Annotated in this window: 19 protein-coding genes; 13 read left to right on the top strand and 6 right to left on the bottom strand. The window is 43.9% G+C overall.

Annotated features, from left to right (window positions below):
- Nucleotides 1-231: 231 nt before the first annotated feature.
- Nucleotides 232-750, bottom strand: coding sequence for a MarR family winged helix-turn-helix transcriptional regulator (locus tag ACE6F3_RS02000; RefSeq protein ID WP_041343197.1), 519 nt, complete (start codon nt 748-750; stop codon nt 232-234).
- 585 nt (nt 751-1,335) lie between these two features.
- Between ACE6F3_RS02000 and ACE6F3_RS01995 the strand changes: the two genes are divergently transcribed.
- From ACE6F3_RS01995 to ACE6F3_RS01985, 3 genes are all read left to right on the top strand, one after another.
- Complete coding sequence (locus ACE6F3_RS01995; protein WP_058291925.1) at nt 1,336-2,820, top strand: reductive dehalogenase; 1,485 nt, start codon at nt 1,336-1,338, stop codon at nt 2,818-2,820.
- 26 nt (nt 2,821-2,846) lie between these two features.
- Nucleotides 2,847-3,116 (top strand): hypothetical protein, encoded by a 270-nt coding sequence (locus ACE6F3_RS01990; RefSeq protein WP_010937209.1) that lies wholly within the window; start codon nt 2,847-2,849, stop codon nt 3,114-3,116.
- Between the two features lie 164 nt (nt 3,117-3,280).
- The gene (locus tag ACE6F3_RS01985; protein WP_041343191.1) at nt 3,281-3,673 is read left to right on the top strand and encodes a NifB/NifX family molybdenum-iron cluster-binding protein; all 393 of its coding nucleotides are present in this window, start codon (nt 3,281-3,283) and stop codon (nt 3,671-3,673) included.
- A gap of 219 nt (nt 3,674-3,892) precedes the next feature.
- Here the strand turns inward: ACE6F3_RS01985 and ACE6F3_RS01980 are convergent, their stop codons facing one another.
- Both ACE6F3_RS01980 and ACE6F3_RS01975 read right to left on the bottom strand, forming a co-directional pair.
- On the bottom strand, nt 3,893-4,552 hold the full coding sequence (locus tag ACE6F3_RS01980) for a response regulator transcription factor (protein ID WP_324664816.1): 660 nt from the start codon (nt 4,550-4,552) through the stop codon (nt 3,893-3,895).
- Between the two features lie 5 nt (nt 4,553-4,557).
- The gene (locus ACE6F3_RS01975; RefSeq protein WP_324664814.1) at nt 4,558-5,628 is read right to left on the bottom strand and encodes an ATP-binding protein; all 1,071 of its coding nucleotides are present in this window, start codon (nt 5,626-5,628) and stop codon (nt 4,558-4,560) included.
- A gap of 421 nt (nt 5,629-6,049) precedes the next feature.
- On the opposite strand from ACE6F3_RS01975, the gene ACE6F3_RS01970 reads away from it, so the two are divergent.
- From ACE6F3_RS01970 to ACE6F3_RS01960, 3 genes are all read left to right on the top strand, one after another.
- Nucleotides 6,050-7,459: a reductive dehalogenase gene (locus tag ACE6F3_RS01970; protein WP_010937203.1), complete on the top strand. Its 1,410-nt coding sequence runs from the start codon at nt 6,050-6,052 to the stop codon at nt 7,457-7,459.
- 20 nt (nt 7,460-7,479) lie between these two features.
- Complete coding sequence (locus tag ACE6F3_RS01965; protein WP_010937202.1) at nt 7,480-7,767, top strand: hypothetical protein; 288 nt, start codon at nt 7,480-7,482, stop codon at nt 7,765-7,767.
- A gap of 66 nt (nt 7,768-7,833) precedes the next feature.
- The gene (locus ACE6F3_RS01960; protein WP_324664811.1) at nt 7,834-8,286 is read left to right on the top strand and encodes a hypothetical protein; all 453 of its coding nucleotides are present in this window, start codon (nt 7,834-7,836) and stop codon (nt 8,284-8,286) included.
- A 187-nt stretch (nt 8,287-8,473) separates the two neighbouring features.
- Here the strand turns inward: ACE6F3_RS01960 and ACE6F3_RS01955 are convergent, their stop codons facing one another.
- On the bottom strand, nt 8,474-8,959 hold the full coding sequence (locus tag ACE6F3_RS01955) for a MarR family winged helix-turn-helix transcriptional regulator (RefSeq protein WP_234943814.1): 486 nt from the start codon (nt 8,957-8,959) through the stop codon (nt 8,474-8,476).
- Nucleotides 8,960-9,519: 560 nt separating this feature from the next.
- On the opposite strand from ACE6F3_RS01955, the gene ACE6F3_RS01950 reads away from it, so the two are divergent.
- The 6 genes from ACE6F3_RS01950 (at nt 9,520) to ACE6F3_RS01925 (ending at nt 17,708) form a co-directional block, all read left to right on the top strand.
- The gene (locus ACE6F3_RS01950) at nt 9,520-10,212 is read left to right on the top strand and encodes a winged helix-turn-helix domain-containing protein (RefSeq protein WP_392654833.1); all 693 of its coding nucleotides are present in this window, start codon (nt 9,520-9,522) and stop codon (nt 10,210-10,212) included.
- A 178-nt stretch (nt 10,213-10,390) separates the two neighbouring features.
- Nucleotides 10,391-11,002 carry a hypothetical protein gene (locus ACE6F3_RS01945; protein ID WP_392654831.1) on the top strand — a complete coding sequence of 204 codons (612 nt, stop codon included), beginning with the start codon at nt 10,391-10,393 and terminating at the stop codon, nt 11,000-11,002.
- Nucleotides 11,003-11,086: 84 nt separating this feature from the next.
- On the top strand, nt 11,087-11,788 hold the full coding sequence (locus ACE6F3_RS01940; RefSeq protein WP_058291940.1) for a diphthine--ammonia ligase: 702 nt from the start codon (nt 11,087-11,089) through the stop codon (nt 11,786-11,788).
- A 557-nt stretch (nt 11,789-12,345) separates the two neighbouring features.
- Nucleotides 12,346-13,125, top strand: a complete 780-nt coding sequence (locus ACE6F3_RS01935; RefSeq protein WP_023652796.1) for a hypothetical protein — start codon at nt 12,346-12,348, stop codon at nt 13,123-13,125.
- Nucleotides 13,122-15,038, top strand: a complete 1,917-nt coding sequence (locus ACE6F3_RS01930; protein ID WP_023652795.1) for a 7-cyano-7-deazaguanine synthase — start codon at nt 13,122-13,124, stop codon at nt 15,036-15,038. The genes ACE6F3_RS01935 and ACE6F3_RS01930 overlap by 4 nt, the downstream gene beginning before the upstream one ends.
- Nucleotides 15,039-15,107: 69 nt before the next feature.
- Nucleotides 15,108-17,708 (top strand): TrlF family AAA-like ATPase, encoded by a 2,601-nt coding sequence (locus ACE6F3_RS01925; RefSeq protein WP_023652794.1) that lies wholly within the window; start codon nt 15,108-15,110, stop codon nt 17,706-17,708.
- Between the two features lie 390 nt (nt 17,709-18,098).
- Here ACE6F3_RS01925 and ACE6F3_RS01920 read toward each other — a convergent pair whose 3' ends face one another.
- Nucleotides 18,099-18,584, bottom strand: a complete 486-nt coding sequence (locus ACE6F3_RS01920) for a hypothetical protein (RefSeq protein ID WP_023652792.1) — start codon at nt 18,582-18,584, stop codon at nt 18,099-18,101.
- Nucleotides 18,585-18,716: 132 nt separating this feature from the next.
- On the opposite strand from ACE6F3_RS01920, the gene ACE6F3_RS01915 reads away from it, so the two are divergent.
- The gene (locus ACE6F3_RS01915) at nt 18,717-18,926 is read left to right on the top strand and encodes a helix-turn-helix domain-containing protein (protein ID WP_023652791.1); all 210 of its coding nucleotides are present in this window, start codon (nt 18,717-18,719) and stop codon (nt 18,924-18,926) included.
- 163 nt (nt 18,927-19,089) lie between these two features.
- On the opposite strand, the gene ACE6F3_RS01910 is transcribed toward ACE6F3_RS01915, so the two are convergent.
- On the bottom strand, nt 19,090-20,226 hold the full coding sequence (locus ACE6F3_RS01910) for a hypothetical protein (RefSeq protein ID WP_023652790.1): 1,137 nt from the start codon (nt 20,224-20,226) through the stop codon (nt 19,090-19,092).
- Nucleotides 20,227-20,237: the final 11 nt, after the last annotated feature.

Below are 20,237 nucleotides of genomic sequence, written 5' to 3'. Positions count from 1 at the left end.
TGGCACCTGATTTTCTCAGGTCAAGCTTCCTTTGCAGATAAGTATACATGTCCCTTGTATTATACCGTTCTCTGCCCTGTTATCAAGATATGCCCGGTCTTTTCAGGCATATTTAATTTTTGCTTATTACTTGGCAGCTGGCTGGCAGAAGAGTAAAAAAACCTGAAACAGGTCTTTAAAACAGACTTAAGCGGGGGTTATCCCCCAGCTTTCTTGATTAGCGGCTTTTTATCAGGTTTTATCCGTGAAGGATATTTCCTGGTCATAATTGTGCAGAATATTTAAATCATAGTTTGTTTTGATTTTGGGGGTGGAGAGTTCAATCATAGATTTATCCCGTATTTTTTTGAGCAAAGTTTTCAGTTGCTCTATTTCCTCTGCAGATAAATCTTCAAATACTTTCTGGACCTTCTCCATCATAAAGGCGGAGTTTCTGGCTTTTTCTCCGGCTTCTGTTATTACCACCCGTATCATGTTCCGTCTTTCCAGGTCTTTTCTCAGTTCCAGCAGCCCTTTGGCTTCCATGCCTCTTAAAGTGACCGAAACGGTGTGGGGTTCCCGCAAAAATATTTTGGAAATTTTGGCTGGGGTTACTATTGAATCCTTTTCCATATACAAAATATTTAATATACCGGCTTGTTCAGGCGTAATTCCGCTTTCCAGCAGTTCCTTCCGCCGAACATTATAGGCACCTGCCCTGGCCTGCATCAATATAGACCAAATCTCAAAGGTGTTTTCGTCACTTGGCATAATCCCGTTTCCCCAATCTGTATTCTGGTAAATATCAGTTTGTGCTGATATTAAACAATAAACCAGTTGTTAATTACAAATAACTAGCAGTATCTAAACAATTCTGTATTTCAGCCTTGTATACCAAGGTATACCCCAAAACTCATCTAAAATACGCATTTCGGCGTATTGACCCTCTCATACACTGGCTGTATATTCTATAACGAACATTATAGTACGAATATTATGATACGAACAATAACTATGGGAAGTAGCAGTCTTTTATCCGGCGTTCAAACAGCGCTTCAGGGCGTTAAATTTTGTGCTTAAACTCCGCGTTCACTCCGTATTTGCCGCCTGGTTTTGAAGTATTGTGGAGGTGAATGCAGATATATAAACAGGATTTTTAAAGTTCATCCGGCAGATGTATTCAGGTTTCCCCTGCCGGAGTGGGCTTTGAAAAATAAACCGGCGGCCTGTACCAGAGGCCGCCAGAAAGGAAGGTGTTAAAGCTAGCTGGATTAGAGATAACTTTTATTATCCTCCCGTATCTATATTTTCCTTGAACCGGTTATTAGTGTCAAATACATGATTAGGAGATAGCAAGTGAAAACTTTTCATTCAACACTTTCCCGAAGGGATTTTATGAAGGCTTTGGGTTTGGCGGGAGCAGGCATTGGTACGGCTGCTGCCGCTGCTCCGGTTTTCCATGACCTGGATGAGGTAACTGCGTCATCAGGCGGAGTGCAGAAACTGCCCTGGTGGGTAAAGGAGCGGGATTTCAAAAATCCTTCAGTCCCCATTGACTGGCAAAACCTGCCCAAGATGGAGGGTACTTTCCCCTACCAGGCCAGACCGACCCTGTCGGCTCAGGAAAGGTATGCCATGGGGATTCCCGGCGGCAGTTCGGGTGTCTGGGCCAGTCCTGAACAGGCCCAAGTCCTTTTTGATTACATGAAGAAGGAATTTCCTGGCTGGGACCCCGGCTATGCCGGTCTGGGTGATAACCGCACAACCGCCCTCTTTATGGCCACCAAATTTATGCGGATGGGTATGTGGCCGGGTGAAATAAACATGGGCGGTAAACGGGTTAATGTGGCCCAGGCTATTTCAGCAGCCGGAGGCACGGCTACCTTTACCTCATTCCTGGGTCTCCGTTCCAGCGAAACACTCCGCCCCCAGGACTTCGGTGTACCGCGCTGGGAAGGCACTCCCGAAGAAAATCTGCTTACCCTGCGGCAGGTAGTCCGTTTCCTTGGTGGCTGTGATGTCGGTGCTCAGGAAATGGATTCAGATGTTTTCAAGCTCTTCCATGAGACAAGCGGCGGCAAACAGCTGGTCATAGAAGACGTAGACGAAGCGGCTGAGACTGCCACCAAGCTGGTCATTCCCGCTAAAGCCAAATACATACTCCAGTGGACTGCCCGCCAGCCTTACGAATCTACCCGGCGCCAGGCCGGTGAATATGAAGATGCGGCTGTTTATTGGTCTTATCAAAGATTCCCCTTTGTCGGGGCTATAATCCAGGAATTTATCCATGCCTTAGGCTATACTGCGGTTTCCACCCATATGGCGGGTTATCATACTAATGCTATAGCCACCTTGACCGGTTTGGGAGAACACTGCCGGATGTCATCACCTACCCTGGTTCCCAAATACGGCACGACCAACCGGGCTATGTGGGTAATTATCACCGATATGCCCCTGATGGCAACCAAACCTATAGATTTCGGTGTCTATAAATTCTGCCAGACCTGCGGTATCTGCGCAGACAGCTGTCCGTTTGGCCTTATTGAGCAGGGTGACCCGTCCTGGGAGGCTACCCAGCCCGGTACCCGCCCCGGTTTTAACGGCTGGCGTACCAATACCACCACCTGCCCGCATTGTCCGGTCTGCCAGGGCAGCTGCCCCTTTAATACCAACGGTGACGGTTCTTTTATACATGATTTGGTACGCAATACCGTTTCCGTTACCCCTGTTTTCAACAGTTTCTTTGCCAATATGGAGAAAACTATGGGTTACGGACGCAAGGACCCGCGTGATTGGTGGAATATAGACGACTATACCTACGGCATAAATACATCCTACTAAGACTTAATGAATAAAGGAGTAATGAAATGTTTTGGATTGGACTGCTTGCCGGCGCGGCAATAGCTCTGGCGGTCAATTGGCTGGTGCGAAAAGGAATACTTACCAAATGGTACGAATGGCTGCTGGCTGGTTTGGGTATCTTAGCCCTGTTCGCTACCGGTCAGCATTATTTCAGCTCTCTGCGTGAGAATGAGCCTCAGTCAGCCTGGATGGGGGCGCTTATCTTTGGCATTATTGCCCTTATTCTGCTGGGGGTAGCCTGGCAGTTGTCCGTAAGGAGAGCCAACAAGACCTAGGTTTAAGTTTCGGTGCTTGAACTGGAAGCGGGGGACTTGTTCCCCCGCTTTTTATTATGCGCAGGGTTTGCTATACCTTCCGGAATGGGCTAATATTAATAAAGAGCATATGCCCGAAATAAAAAAGGGTGTATTACCCTATCAAGCAAGCGGAGGAATAGTTAATGAAAATTGCAGTAGTCACTGACGACGGTAAAACAATCTGTCAGCATTTCGGACGGGCCGGGTATTATCTGGTGGCAAGTATTGAAAACGGCCAGGTTATTGGCAAAGAGCAAAGACCCAAATCCGGTCACCATACCGAGGGCATGCAGCATAATCATGCCGCCGGGGACTGCCACGGGTTTAATGCCCATTCCCAATCTGTTCATGCCGGCATGGTTTCAAATATTACTGATTGCCAGCTGGTGATAGCCGGCGGTATGGGTATGGGTGCCCGGCAAAGCCTGAGCCAGGCTGGAATTGATGTACATATGACTGACGTAGCGGATATAGACACCGCCCTGAAGCTTTACCTTGAAGGCAAACTGCCGAATCTGACAGAGCGTTTGCACTAAAGAAGATTCTACCCGGCTTATCCGGCGGTTTCAAAACTGCGGAACTCATGCGGGCAGAAACGGCTGTTTTGGCCTGCTCACTTATATGTCAGGGGAAAGCTGTTCTGCCTGCATATTAGGGCTTAAGGGGATAACTGTCTTTATAGCAGCGGCAAAGCCGGGACGGAATATCCGTATAAACCGGGCTGGCATTTCAGGCAGGTCGGGAAATACATTTTGCTAGTCCAGGCTAAGCCTGCTTATGACCATTGCCAATTTCATCCGGTTATCAACATGGAGTTTGGTCATAATATTTTTAAGGCTCTTTTTCACGGTAACATCAGATAAACCCAGTTCATGGGCAATGGCTTTATTGGTATTACCCATGAGCAGAAATTTAATTATCTCTTTTTCCCGCGGTGTGAAGTTAGGCACAGCCAGATTGGTATCTGTATCTGATGCATAATGTGATATGGACAGACTGTTATAAGTGTTTTTTAATAATTCCATCGGCCAGACACTGTTGCCGTCAAAAGTCAGGCGGATAGAGTTCACTATTACTCTGCCGGGGCTTTCTTTGGATAGCAGTCCGGCTGCCCCGTTTTCTATGGCCTTGGATACGTAAAATTCGTTTTTAAACCCTGTAATCATGATAAAAGGTATTTTGAACCCCGCCCGGTGGCTTTGTTTTATCAGGTCAAATCCGTTTTCATCTCCAAGGCGGATATCAGCCAGGACAACATCCGGTTTTAATTCTCTTATCATGGTCAAAGCTGAACTTAGATTGGCTGCGCACCCCACTATTTCCAAATCAGCTTCGCAGGAAATAATATTTACTAACCCCTGACAAACTATGTCATGGTCATCACATATCAGTATTTTTATCTTACTCTCAAGCATTTTCCCTACCCTACCGAAAACGGGATAAAAACTTCGATAGATGTACCTTTACCTATCTCACTTTCTATATTGAAACTGCCGCCCATCAGTTCGGCCCGTCTGCGCATGCTTTTCAGCCCGCCAAATTTGCCGGATTGCAGGGATTTGTACAGATTAAACCCGCATCCGTCATCAATAACCGCCAGTCTTACGCCGTTTTCCACTATTTTTAGTATAACATCAATATGGCTGGCCTTGGAATGTCTCTGGGCATTCCAGATAGCTTCATGGAATATCCGGTAGAGTACCTCGGCAACAGGTTTGGGTATAGGGGCGGTTTTATCGGTTGTCAGTTCGGCTGACATGCCGGTTAGTTTCAAGGCACTTAACTCTTCGGTGATAACCGAAACCAGTCCACCTTCTGACAATACAGACGGGTATAGCTGTTTGGTTATCAGGCGGCATTCTGCGATAGTTTTTAAGATTGTGTCGTTTATTTCGTTCAGGGATTTATTCATTTGGGGTGAATCGGTGCTGCCCTGTTTGGTACTTTCAATCAGCCGGCAGGAACTAATCAGAAGCTGGATTACCCGGTCATGCACCTCGCAAGCAATCAGCTCCCTTTCGTTTTCCTGTGAACTTACATAGGCTGAAGCCAGCTCTTTGAGCTGGGTTTTATTTTTTTTGAGCTCACGTTCAAGTTTATACTGGTCAGTTATGTCTGTCACGATAATGCCCAGACCGTCCCGCACCGGAAAGCGTATTGAATTTATATACCGGTTTTCCCCAACTGTCGGCCAGGCTTTGATGCTGGGGCATATTTTGGGTATGCCCGTTTTGAGAATCTGTTTGTAGCTGTGGATATGAATAGGCGGTATTCCGGGGGCAATATCCATGATATTTCGGTTAATGACCTCTGAGCGGGATTTTTTACCCAGAAACTCTATTCCTTTGGCATTTGCCTCAATGACTCTCAGGTCTTTATCCAGCAGGTAGAAGGCAATCGGGGCTGCGTCCAGAAGTGTTGTCGCCCAGTCATTTAAAACAGGCGGATTAGCACTTTTATCCGTGTTAATGTGGCTCTGTTCTTTTTGCATACACTAACCTGACTAATAATATTATACCCGGAAATAATAGCTTTACCAGATGCAAGCGTAAATACGCCTTCACAACTAATATACGTATTTCTGTCTACGTATTTTGGGTGTACCCAAAGAGATTCACAAAGACCTTAAAGTCCATCTAAGATACGTGTTATGTACAATTACATAACAGTTTAGTGGGTGTTAGCCTGAATTGCCAGTGGAGAGTCGGGATCACACCTTTAGGGATATTCATCTTTTTAACGGGTGAGTATTCTGTTTGCTCTAAATAAACCGGTGGCCTATTTGGCACAGGCCGCCTGAAAGGTAGGTGGTCAAAGCATAAAAGACAGGCAACTAATCTAGTTTCACCTTCCCCAATATATTTTACCAGAATCATTGTCAGTATCAAATTTATGTTCAGGAGGTAATACACATGCATAGTTTTCATTCAACCGTAAGCAGAAGAGATTTTATGAAAACGCTTGGTTTGGCTGGTGCTGGTATTGGTGCAGCGGCAGCCGTATCTCCGGTTTTTCACGACCTAGATGAGGTCACTGCCTCTCCTACCGCTGGCTGGAAAAGAGCCTGGTTTGTAAAAGAAGTTGATGAGCCTACTTTGGAAATTGACTGGAATCAGATTCACCGGATGGACAGACGCGGCCAGCCCGGCCGTGATGTTATGGCCGGCAGGTCAGACGGGTATTACAGCTACTATCTGGAAATTGAAGAGTTTGTTAAGAGGGAATTTCCTGACTGGAAAGGTACTACCCTGCGTGACCGGGCTCTTAACGAAGCCTGGTATTCTACCTGGATGGGTACCCAGACTGTCAGAACCCCCGCACCTACCCCTGACCAGCTTTCGGGCAACACTTCAATAGGCCCTATGCCCAAGTGGCAGGGTACTCCGGAAGAAAACCTGCGGACTATCCGGGCCGCTTTCCGCAGCTTTGGCGTCAGTTCCGTAACTGTTGCCCCAGTGGATGAAAAGACTCGCAAATTGTTTTACTCATATGTGGGAAAACAAAAGGTTACTTTCGAGGATATAGATTTATTCGAGTCAACAACAGACCGATTTGCTATTCCCAATAATTGCCAGTGGGTAATCCACTGGACAAATCTGCAGGATACCGAGCTGACTTCCCGTATGCCCAGCCATGTAGGCCGGGCTGGCTTCCCCATGGCCTATACCCATGTAAAGAGAATAGACCTGCTTATTGAACAGTTCCTGCGTGGTTTGGGTTACCAAAGCATAAATGCCGGTAACTATTGCCCCTCAGCCGCTTTTGGCATTATGACCGGCGTGGGTGAGCATACCCGCATGGGTACTACCCTTAACTCTCCCGAATACGGTTCACATCTTAGAGGACAGTATCGGGTAGTTACTGATTTACCTTTGGCGGTTACCAAACCCATAGATGCCGGTATGGAACGCTTCTGCGAAACCTGCGGCGTTTGCGGAACCCAATGCCCGTTCGGGGCTATTGCCATGGGTGATAAATCCTGGGATAACGCCTGCGGACAAGACTGGGCTGCCGACCAGAGCGTTGGCGGTGATACCTGTATGTGGAATATCCCCGGCTACAACGGCTGGCGGCTGGACTACCGCAAGTGCATGGGTAACTGCTGTTCCTGCATGGGTGCGTGTCCCTTCGGTACAGCTGGTGCTTCCCTAATCCACGAGGTTGTTAAGGGCACTATGTCTGTTACCCCGGTGTTCAACAGCTTCTTCAGGAGCATGTCCGAGACCTTTAACTATGGCCACAAAGAGCCTGAATCATGGTGGGATCTACCCCTGGAGCAGATTCCTGCTTATGGTGTAAACCCGGCATTGTTGGTCAAATAAACTTAGGGAGTATGTGAATAATGTTTGATTTTACTGCAGTTTTAATTACCGGGGCTATCTTGGGGGCTGCAATAACCTTGCTGGTAAGCTGGCTTCGCTCCAAAAACATCGGGCTTAAGTGGTACGAATGGTTGATGAGCCTGGTTGGTTTGGCACTGGTGATAATGGCCATCCAGCACTTTATGGGCTCCCAGATTGAAATGTACATGACAGCCGGTTGGTTTGGTGCACTGGCTATGGGTATCCCGGCGCTTATCCTTTTTGTTATAGTCTGGCGTCTGGTTGCCGTCAGGCAAAAAGCTAGCTAACTTTTTGGCAGAGTGTGGGGGGCTGGAATCCAGCCCCCCAAAAATTTGTTAATTACGAGGGTATCAATGAAACTGAAGGTGGTTAGCTTACTAAGTATACTGGCCGGTTTAGGCCTGCTCATCACCGGCTGTGCCAATGATGCCTATGTTGAACCGCCTGCTGACAACGTCTGCCCTGATACCTACGTACGTATAATCAAGGGCGAAGTATCTACTGAGATAGATGCTCAGGGCGTGCCGGTAAACCCTGCCAGTACATTTGCCGAAGGCACAAAGGTAATTATCCTGACTTACTGGATAACCGATGAAATATGCTGTCATGACCTGTCTATAGTGCTTAAGTGCAATGACGAAATCATATTTACTTATACTCAAACTGTGGGTGAGAGTGACCTGAAAAATCCTGACAGCATTGAGTTTTATCCGCAGCAGGAAAGCGGCTTTGCTGCCGGTGATTATACGGCTGTGGTTTACCTGGATATATCAGAGTTAATCAGCGTTTCTTTTACCGTAGTCTGATTTTTAGCACGGCTGCTCTCCACTATTAGAGACTGCTTCAGATGGGTATAGCCCAAAGTAAAAGTAAGTTACCCGTACTTTGTGATAATGCAAGCTTGTAAATCAGGCAGCCTGGAGGCCAGAGAGTAGTTAAAAGGCTGGAGGGCTGAAAGACCCTGAACTTTGAAACTCATATTCCCGGCAGCGGCTATTCGTATTTAAAGGGCGTCAGGTTTTTCCTTTTTGCCGCCGAAACAAGGGCATAATCCCGTAACCGGGCTACAGATTCCATAAACCCTATTCCATCCCCCTCCGGGATATCCCCCATAATATCGGTAAAGAGTTCCTGGCAAATCTCAATGCCCTTGGGGTAGAGTTCTTTGGACTTATCGGTCAGGGAAACCCTGACCATATTTTTTTTGGCCAGGTCTTTGGTTTTCAGGATAAATCCTTCACGTTCCATGCGGCTGAGCAGGGCCGAAATAGAGTGCGGTTCGTAAATGAAACGCTTTGATAACCTGTACGGGGTAGACTCTCCGCCTAAGTACACCAACTCATGGATAACCGCCCATTTTTCACGTGTCAGGCCTATTTTCCTTAATTCGTGAGCAAATGCCTGCCCGACTATGTGTTCAATCTGGGTTATCATTATCCAGAGCAGGTGATTTTTTGTCAGATGATTGGTTTTTCCCATGTCAGCTTCCCACCGGATTTTAATCATCACTAGTTCCTAACTGCCATATATTATCATAAAGCAGGCGTTTGTGTGTGTTGCGCACTTAATTATGTGCAGCCAGCACCTTAAATATTTCCCATATTGTTTTTATAGGTATTGACAACCCAATGGGCAGACCATAAACTGTGAATATCAGGATAATCCAGGTAGACAATCGTATTATATACCAATTGCGATTAATCTCAAATACTGGAAGCGGGTGCCGAAGAATGTTATCAATATTTCGTTCAATATTCACAATATTAAACGGGATTTTCAGTAGATTAGACCTTTTTAAGCACAATATTAACCTTTTTCTACACTTTTGTATGTTAAATTTATTTATTGGGAATATAAAATGTCTCTTCCGTGTTTAAAATTGCACCGGAAGTAACAGAAAAGGGGGCAGATAATTAGAAGATAATTTAGGAAGGCTAATGTTTACATGCTAATTTTAAGTGTCACCATGGTATGCGGACCGGTAAATTTACCCGTTCCGTGCTGGAGACTAATCTTGAGGTAAGGGAAATCAGCATGCAATGAAAATATTAATAATATGCAATGACTCACAAGTCTTAAAAGACCTGGTACTGTGCCTCAAAATCCGTTATCAAAATCTGGAATACACGGTATCTGGCAATATTAGTGACGGGATAGGCCTGATAGAAACAATCTCGCCGGATATCATATTCTTAGATGCCTGTTTATGTGATGCTGCTGCCCAAAATATAATTATCAGTATCCGGGAGTTTTCCGATATACCCATTATTATCCTGAATTCCATCGGGGAAATCGGCAGCAAAGTTCAGTTTCTGGAAGACGGGGCAGATGAATGTGTGGAAAAGCCGATAAACGGCATTGAATGCCAGGCGGTTACCAATGCGTTGTTGCGGCGTAACCTGAATTTGGGGTTTAAGACCGAAAGCACGATACCTATCAGTAACGGGCTGGAGGTTAATTTTAACCGGCGGGAATTAACCCTGTTCGGTTCCCCTGTCCATCTGACGCCTATTGAATTTAGTCTGCTGGCTGTGCTCACCCGGAACAGCGGTCAGGTACTTACCTACAGGATATTGCTTGAAAAAGTATGGGGTACAGAATACAGCGGGGATTTAAATCTCTTGAAAAAACATATCCATAATCTTAGGTCTAAAATAGAGGCAAATCCGGAGTACCCCAAGATTATTATTACCGAACGAGGGTTGGGTTACAGCCTTATCAGGCAGTTCTAATACAGCATGTTCTTCCTCTGGCGCAGCAGATGGATTGTTGATTTATAACTAATACATATCGTCATAATTTCACTAAATTAAACCGAATCTTCATTAAACATACTTATAAAAAAGTATAGTCTCCACCTGTTTCGATACTTTCGCGTGATATGGTCTTGATACAGGTTGGAATTTGAAGATGGCGGAAGAAAATATTCTCCTAATTGATAACACAGTTGAGCTGGCTTCGCTGCTGAAAGCTGATGGTTATCAAATCATACGGGCCAAAAATGGGATTGAGGGTCTTATAAAGGCCTCACAATCCCGGCTGGATTTGGTAATACTGAACCAGGCCTGCCTCAGATTGCTTCCATCTGAATTAGCTCCTTTGATAGCTCAATTATCTTATATGCCTGTACTGGTATTGGGCCACCGCCATGAATCTTCCGAGATTCTTGAGATGGGTGCAGACTCATTTATATGCTCACCCCCTCATCCCAGAGAATTGAAAGCCAAGATTAATTCTATTGATACCTTAATATGGGCAGTGATTGGATTTGTGCTTGGAATAGGTGCAACTTTGCTTTACCAATCTATTAGAAATCAACGGATTTCTGTCAGATGGTACGAAATGCTGATTGGTGCTATAGGATTGGTGATGTTCTTCTTCGGATTGCAAAATTTCCTGACCGGGTTTGCTGAGTTTGCTTCGCATGCATCATTGATATTCCTGCTGATTGTTTGCTTGCCGGGCTTATTACTTTTTGGTTTAGCTTTCCGGTTAGCTTCAATGCACAAAAACGTTAGCTGAATTAATCCCGAATGTGCCCATTCCTCAGGCTGGTTTAGTCTGAGGAATGGGTTTGGATAATGAAAATTCTGATATGGGGAGTCTATGTCAATAGTTGTTTCTTGGAGCGGGGGTAAAGATTGCAATCTGGCGTTCTACTTAGCCACCCAACAGGGATTAGATATTCGCTGCCTGATTACAGCAGTTGATCATACCGGACGAATGGGGGCGCATGCCCTGAAGCCATCTGTCTTGTCTAAGCAGGCTGAAGCTATAGGAGTGCCTTTATTGGTCTTGCCGGTTACTGTTTCAACTTATGATGATGATTTTAGAGAGCAATTGCAGTTACTGAAAAAAACCGGTGTTCATGGTGCTGTCTTTGGAGATGTAGATTTAGGTAATTGTGAAGCGAAATTGCATAGGGGCTGGATTGAAAGTATATGTAACCCAATAGATATAACAGCCTTTATACCACTATGGTTCTTAGACAGAGAAACGATATTGAGGAAGCTGATTGATCTGGGATTTGATGTGCGTTTTGTAGTGGTTGATGATGCTAACTTTTCACCGGAGTGGTTGGGTAAAAAACTGGATAATTATGTGATAGATGAATTGAAATCCAGAGCAGAACGGTCTCCTGAAGGGAAAGTTGGATATTACCATACTATTGTCCTTGATGGGCCCATTTTTAAAAAGCGTCTTCGGGTAGTTAACTCAGATAAGGTGCATAAATCTGATGAGTGGGGTAACAACTGGTATTGGGATATTTCAAGTTGTTGTCTTGAAGATAAAGTCTTTACAAAGTAAATCATAGTTTAGTGAAAATCCGGAGCAGTAGCGCCTGCTGTGAGCGGGGGAAAGAGCAAGCCAGCAAAGCGCCCGGATTCAGGTACTGCCCTTCCGGTGACTAAGGAAAGAGCAGGTGCGGAGTTAAAGATAATTAGCCCCCTCCTGTATTCCGGAGGGGGCATATTTTACGGGGAAAGGGAATAAGGCTGATATGGAGGGAACAAAGGTGATATCTGAACTGAAAACAGATACCTGTTATAAAGAACTTGGCAGTTTTCACGGGGTAAAAGCAGGCATTGTGTATAAGAAAAATAAGGGCTAAAATGACCAAATAGTTACTTTAGATTGATGGAATTATATTGGATACAGCAAGTAAATTGCTGCATCCAATATTGAAAATATGTGAGGATTAGGTGTTATAAATATTATCATAGGCGTATTTCATCCTTGGAAAACGATGTATGGAGCTTGAAAAGCAATAAGGACAACCCTAAGCCGAGGGTCGTTAAGAAGAAAGTAACCAGGTCTCAGGAAAAAGACCAAATAATGCTTAAGCTATGAGGTAACCAAGGCTAATGGGGCACGAACGGCTTGGTATTCTACCAAAGACCAAACCTTGGATTCGCATTGTCGATGAACTGATGAGTTCAGACCTTGCAGAAGACAAGGTCAAGATCGTTGCAAGCCAAACCATTGAAAATGTCCGGGATCGCTTAAATGAGGTCGAAGGGGATTCTGGAGTCATTGCTTCTTTTAAATTCTTGGTTACTCTGGCTGTCTCTTCACAGTTTGCGAATCCACTTAGCTTCTTGGCGGATTCAAATGTAGACATCGGTACAAATGCTTCTCCTTATTTCATCGCAAAAGCCCTTCACAAATATGTTGAAGCTACAATAGGTTCATTGGAATACGGCGAGATTGCTCGGGCTGCTGCGGTCGATGCAGTCTCAATCTGGCATGGCAAGAATAGCCAGCAACTGAGAATGTTTGACACCGATAATAACTCTGTGGAAGCTTGGCGAGGTACCGGAGGTGGTGTCGGTTTCTGCGAAATATCGCGCCTGTTCTTTGCTAAAACAACCGAACGATATCTGAATTACTTCCTCGAAAGAGCTTTGTCATCCTCAGTTAAGACGCTGCAGGAAAGGGAGGCGCTAAGAAAACGCCTGAACGAGCACATCAATATCGCATCCCAACATGCGTTCGAGACGGCCAAGATCACACAATCATTCGCTGCCGGATGGTTTAACAAGCATGCTGATCGAGAAGTTCCCTCAGACTACGAAATCCGCACTTTCTTAAGAATAGCGTTTGGTAAACTGAGAGAGGAACTCCGGAGGGAAGAGGCAAAATGACAGACCCTTCCCTTGAAACTATCTTTGAAGGTTCCGGCTCGACAGAGTCAGCCCCAAGAGTTGTTACATGCAATGGTGCCTCTCCGACTGAGTCTCTAACTAACCCAGCACTGTCACTCGAATATCGTGTTGGCATGCAAGAGAAGAATATCACCATTCAGTTGCCACGGTTCGTTCGCCAAGCATTCCGTTTGCCCGACCGGATTTTAGATTTACTGGAAATAGCAGGATATATTTACGCGGCCGACAGGTTGATATCTCGTGGCCCCCGAGACGCCGTTGAATATCACAACTGGGCTAGACGACTTCATTTTATTGTGAAAGTTCGCGACTACAGTTTTTGGAACGATGCCTCAGTTCAACACAAATTGGCTGAAGCACTGGTTTTCATGACTGGCGACAAAGAATACGAATTCACGTTTCAAGCCGGGCATTCCACTCCTCCTACAAGCATGTTCGATGACCCGGGTATCGTTTTGCCCGAAGATGGGAATTTGAGAGTGATGCTCTTTTCTGGAGGGTTGGACTCTCTTGCAGGAGCTGTAGATTTACTCGAAGAGTCCAAAGACGTTATCTGCCTTGTTAGTCACCAAAGCCAGCCAGGGACTATAAAAACACAGAACGGGCTATTTCAAGCACTAAAAGACACTTATTCTGATCGTGTCAGGCACTACCAATTTAAGTGTAGCTTGGTTTCAACTCTTAACAAAGCGGTCGAAGAGACGCAGCGTACCCGAGCCTTTCTGTACACGTCAATTGCCTATGCCATTGCGAGTTCTCAACATGATCCTCGGTTTTATGTGCACGAAAATGGTGTTACCTCCCTTAATTTCGCAAGAAGGCAAGATGGGATTAATGCCAGGACTAGCAGGACTACGCATCCCAGAACTCTCTCCTTGCTTCAAGACTTTTTCTCGCTGGTACACGGTTCAAAGGTTCAAATCGAAACACCATTCCTATTCAAAACAAAATCAGATATTTTTAGAGAACTGAGTACGCACAACCGCGAAAATTTAATACCAAGCGCTGTGTCTTGTAGCAAGACTTTTCTAAATCGGAAGCAGGCAAGTCATTGCGGAGGATGCTTTCAATGTGTAGATAGGCGATTAGCGAGCTATGCATCTGAGCTTGAGACAGTCGATGAGTCTGGTATATACAACCATGATTTGATAAAAGAACCAAACAACGCTGAAGAAAAGACTTGCCTTATTGACTACATCCGGCAAGCACGACTGTTCGCTGAATCGACATTAGAGAGTTTTTCTTATGATTATCTCAATGAACTTACATATCTTGGTGAACCCGTTTCTCGATTGTACCCCTCTTTGGACGAAGAGACTGCGATTACAAATATCTGGGAGTTGTGCAACAGACATGGGTTAGAGATTAATAAGGCGCTGAAGAGAATTCAAAGGTTGCACGATGAACCGTATCAAGAAAGACCCAAAGATTCGCTATTAGCCATCATGGGTGAACAAACATATTTGAAGGAACCCGTAATAAGATTAATCGAAACAATTTGTGACCAACTAGACAAAGCAATTCCAACCCTTTTTCAACGGAATCTGCCTTTAAACGAGGCTGACCTTAATGACAAGATTCAATCGGTTATTAACGCCAATCGGAACGATTACGAACGAGAGCATCCTGGCATAAGGTTCGCATTAGCTACAACGATACCTGACCACTCATTTAGTGAGTTGGATCTCGTGATCGAAACGAAATATATCCGAAGACAAACAACACCAAGCAAAGCCTCCGAGGGCATTGCTGCGGATATCACCAAGTATGGAAGCAATGATTATAAGATGCTTTTTGTTGTGTATGACCACGATAGAGCGATTAAGGACGACGGCAGATTCATCAGCGATTTCGAGAAAACAGGAAAGTGTGCGGTAAGGATTTTTAGATAGGCAAATTCATTGATGAAAGATTACCTTTAAATCAAGTAGCATCGGGCGGCTTTGTAGGAGGGCTGGATAATGACTACCGATTTTCAAGGTCTCAGGTGGAAGAAAATAGATCTTCACTTTCACAGTCCAGGATCAGGTGATGACTATCAAGAGCGCGGAGCAACGCCTGAAATGATAATCTCTAGGGCAAAGAAACACGGATTAGATGCTCTGGCTGTTACGGACCACAATACCGGTATTTGGATCGACTCATTGAAGACCGCAGCTCGTGGAAGTGGCATAGTCGTCTTTCCAGGTGTCGAGATAACAGTGATGGGCGGCGAACGAAACGTCCACGTCCTGGCTATTTTCGATCCTTCAAAAGGTATGGCACATGTTCATGATTTTCTAGCGCAGATTGACATTACCGAAGAAAAGAGGGGACGGAAAGACGCACTTGCTACAGGTGACGTTAACCAAGTCATTAACAAGATAACCGAAGCTGAGGGAGTTGCATTATTAGCTCATTGCGATTCATCCTCAGGGGTTGTCAAGGAAATGAAGGGGCAAGCGAGGATTAGCATAATTAGAAATCAAAATTTGCTAGGTGCTGAGATTACAAAAGACGAGACTATGGCTTTTTTCGACGGTGAAGATCCTAATTACCAGAGAAAACTCGCCTGCATTAAGTGCTCAGATAGTCATTCACTGCGTGAAATAGGCAGTAAGAGCTCGTACTTTAAGATTGGAACAATGTCGATTGGTGCACTTCGGCAGTGCTTCTATGACCCACAGACACGGATCAGAATTATCGACCCGCCCAACGTCCAATGCCCGATGGTTCTGGATTTACATGTCGACAAAGGCTTTTTCAATGGTCTGCGTGCCAAGTTTCATCCCGGTATGAACGCAATCCTAGGCGGAAAAGGAGTCGGCAAGTCCCTTGTTGTGGAGTTTGTTAGGTTTGCACTCAATCAACCTTCATATGTTCACGATATTCAAACCGATTTAAAGAGTAAACTCGAAAATCAACTAGGTCTCGGGGGTAAAATCACCATCCATGTCAAAACTGCCTCAGGTATTAATTATATAGTCGAAAGGCAATTCGACGGTGATACTAATCCAATTCAAGTTACTGATTCATCTGATGGGAGTGCCTTCCAAGGAGATATAACGAAAGTATTCCCGATACTCGCATATAGCCAAAATGAAGTAATCGATATTTCTCGTGATACCGGCATCCAATTACGTTCGATCGATAGGTTAGTTGACCTTGATACATTACGCCGGCCAATTCAGGAAGCGCAAGATAATCTTGCATCGAATGTTGAGGAGTATATAAGTTCTCTGCTCGCGAAGGACAAGGTTCAAGAACTTGATGCGAGCATTGCTACTATCAACGCTCAAATCAAAGAGTTGGATAATATGCTTGCAGATCCGATGTACAAAGAAGGAAAGGATTGGAATAATAAAGTCGCTTTGATAAATTTGGTCAATGCGGCTTCCCAAAAACTTCGGCAACAAATTGAACAAAGCGTTAACCCGGAGTCGGTGCCGGCGGTTCCTGGACTACCGGACGGAGAACAAGATACTGATCTGAAAGGTTATCGAGACAAAGTATCGGCGGCGGCTGATAGCTTGGTATCAAATGTCAAGGTATCATTGAAAGCTTTCGATGATGCTTTGCTATTGGCCCAAAAGGATCGCTCTGAATTTGACAAAAGAAAGGGCGAATGGGATAAAAAATTCGAAGCCTTCCTGAAGACAGCCGGTGGCCAGCAAGAAGCTCTGTCGAAACAGCGCAAAGGGCTAGCTGAGAACCTAGATAATATAGTCTCCCAGCGAGATGAGTTCAATCTGAAAGCATCTTTCTTTGAGACTCACCGTGTAAAAAGAGAAACTTTGTTGGATACATTGGATAAAGCCAGACAGGACCTTTTCGTAGCTAGGTCGAATATTTATGAAGATCTAACCAAGAAAAGCGATGAACGACTTCAATTGACGTTAGAACAAAATGGTAACCGTCAAGCGTTTATAGAAGGGTTAACCGAAATCACCCGTGGACTATCCATAGGTCAGAAATTTAAGGAACAACTTGTGAAGAATATGATGCCGAGGGAGTTTGTGGCTGCTGTATTAAGAAAAGACAAGACGGAGTTAGAAACAAAAGGATTACTGACCGCCGCGGCTTCCTCAAAGATTGTAGATTCGATAATAGGGAATGAAACGCTATTGCGTCAGCTGTTGTCCATCCCGTATGAATGTTTACCCGAGGACGTTCCCAACATCCAATACCGAAAAGAAGATGAGCAATATTATCCACTTACCCAGTTATCGGTGGGACAAAAGTGTACCGCTCTCCTGCTCATCGCTTTGTCTGAAGGGTCAATGCCTATCATCATTGACCAGCCAGAAGATGCGCTCGACGTGGCTACCGTTTATCACGACATAGTTCAGCGTCTGCGGCAAAGGAAAGACCAACGGCAATTTGTAATCACGACCCACAATTCGAATGTTGCAGTTTCCTCAGACTCCGATATGTTCCACATATTGAAGGGGACGGCTACTTCTGGAGAAATTGTCTGTGCCGGAGCAATCGACCTAGAACTAGTCGCTAGACAGGTGGTTGACCATCTGGAAGGAGGGGTTGAACCGTATAAACTACGAGGAAGGAAATACAATGTCCGGTAAACATTATTTTGATATAATGAATGCCAATTCAAACGTCTTAGTTCTGTCTGCCGTGCAATACCACCCACTGTGTTGGACTTGAACTTACATATATTCTGACCTAGATGTAATATACCTAAAATTTTTACACGCAAGGTCTCAGAATCACTTTTATTTTGCTCTAACTGTTTTTATTATGTTCAATAGATTTAGCAATAATCCTGACCAATCCTAATAGGAACAGCCCTCCTCCTATTATCATTACCCATTGAAGTATTTGGTACTCAATAGGACCGATTCTGATGCCCAGTTGGCTGAGGTCTATTCCAAAGGCTGCATAACAGGTTGCGAATAGGATTAAACCGATTATTGTAAGGCTGAAGCCAAGTGCCATGTAGATGCTCCTTAAGTTTATTCGTATTCCTGCCATTCCATCCCAGCGTCGATTTTAACCTGCTTGGAAGAAATGAAGGAGAAGGTATTGTCTAAAACCAGATAGTAAGTGCCAGCGGTAAGATTCAACATAAATGAATGAGTGGTCAGTTTGCCTGAGTCATAACAAGGTGTTACAAAGTGACCGTTTGCCCAGTTAACGTAATCGGTACTATCCAGAATAAGCATCCGGATATCATTACCTGATCCACCGGAAGCGTAGAATGAGCCTCCGACCCGGGTATTAAGCATATCAGAAGAAATCGTAAACTCGAATTTATAATAATCACCTGCGGAAATATCAAATGTATTGTCTATAAAATATGAGATCTTGGTTACCAGAGGGCGATTAAATAATCCCGGGTTGTTACCTGAGGGGTCAAAGATATTGGTATTGCAGCCGGTAAGGCAAATGGAAAGCAGCAAGGTAAAAATAACAGCTAATGGGATAATTAGTTTTCGCATTAGATCCTCCCGTAAATGGATAAAGAGATGATATAACATAAACGCAAAGGTGTCAATAATAATCAAATATAATCAATATGTGCCTAAAACAATACGGATGTGTAATATTCCATAAATAAATGGAGTATTACAATGGTTAGAAAGAAAATAGAGAAGTCAGAAACGAAGATTGAGTGCGGTTTTTTATCTTTTTCAGAGGCTCAGGAGTTTCTGGGTATTAGTCACCAGACAATTTATAATCTGATTAAGAAAGGCCTGCCTTCATATAAGCTGGGGAATAAGCGGGTGTTCATAAAAGAGGATCTGATTAACTGGGTAAAATCCCAAAAATCATCGCCATAGTTTACATCAAAGGTGTGTTATAAAATATGATAAATATGACAAATTTACCTGCAAAATGTTCGTATTTTACTGATAATTTTAATACCATTAAAAGCCGATTTGTTTTAAATAATCAGCGTATTTTATTCTAGTGTTAACTCTTAAGGATCCAGTTCATATCGTTCTAATCATTTGGTTCTAGAAGTGTCTTCAACTTTTTCATTGAATCAACAATCGACTCTTGCTCTAAATTCTGCTCGTCATCGTTTAAATCTAAGTATTTTGGACAATCATTCGCGATCTCCTGTGGACTTAAATTGTTATTAATCATGGGTTCGAAAAATTTAATCCGTTTCTCTAATTTATTAAAATCAACTCCGACAGGGAGGCGCCCTTGAGGTATACTACCACTTGCTTCCAGTAGTGCATTATTTTCTGGCTTTATATACTTATTCCATAACTTGGTCCAATCTTCAAAAGTGAAGGTCTCATCGATATTTGTGATAGTGGCATTAAAATGAGTTACGTAACTACCCTTATGAAATGTTGGTGAAATTATAATGTTTTTATATCCCAAGTTTGTGACCCACTCTGGATTATTAGTTAATAGATAGTATTTTAATTGTTGAATCGCATACTTCCAATATAAATCAAACGGCAGTCTGTGTCGTTTGATTAGTAGGTCTATAACTTTATCTATAAAAGAAGTTTCATCATTTACTGTTGATGTAAGGTGCTCTTGCAACCAGACAGGGAAATTCGTAGTATTGAAGGTTTTCTCTGCAGATTTGATCGCCATCTTTCTGATATCTAGGGGTAAATCACTATCAGCTATTTGATGTTTGGTCTCGACTTCATGAAATACTTTTAACCACTCCAATAGTACTTCAACTCCGATTATCCTTTGGGCCTCTTCTTGAGATACTTTTTCCTGGTTTTTTTTCGGTTTCATCAATAATTGTAATTTATCAGAATATATTTTTTGTTCAAATGGTATCTTAATTTGCTCATCAGGAAGACCAAGTGCATTTCTAATATCCGAGATATCTTTTCTAAGATATGGGTTATGAGGTAAAAGATTTATTCTAGCCTTTGTCGCACGATAAGTATCGTCCCATTTGATATATTTTCTCCGAGGAAAGTACTCTGGAAATATTAGTTTAAGCGTACGTTCAACTTTTCTTGCTAAAGCAGGATCTTTTTTGCGTAAACTTGTTATTGCGGGTTGATATTTGTCTAATATTAAATACGCTGGCCCTCCATTCTCCTCACCCTTGGGGAATAAGGTATTTAACGCCCATTGTATTTTATCCGTTGTCATAGATACCTCCC

Origin of the sequence: Dehalococcoides sp. THU4 (assembly GCF_043231265.1) — a bacterium.
Classification (GTDB): Bacteria; Chloroflexota; Dehalococcoidia; order Dehalococcoidales; family Dehalococcoidaceae; genus Dehalococcoides; species Dehalococcoides mccartyi.
This window is presented reverse-complemented; position numbering and strand designations above follow the sequence as displayed.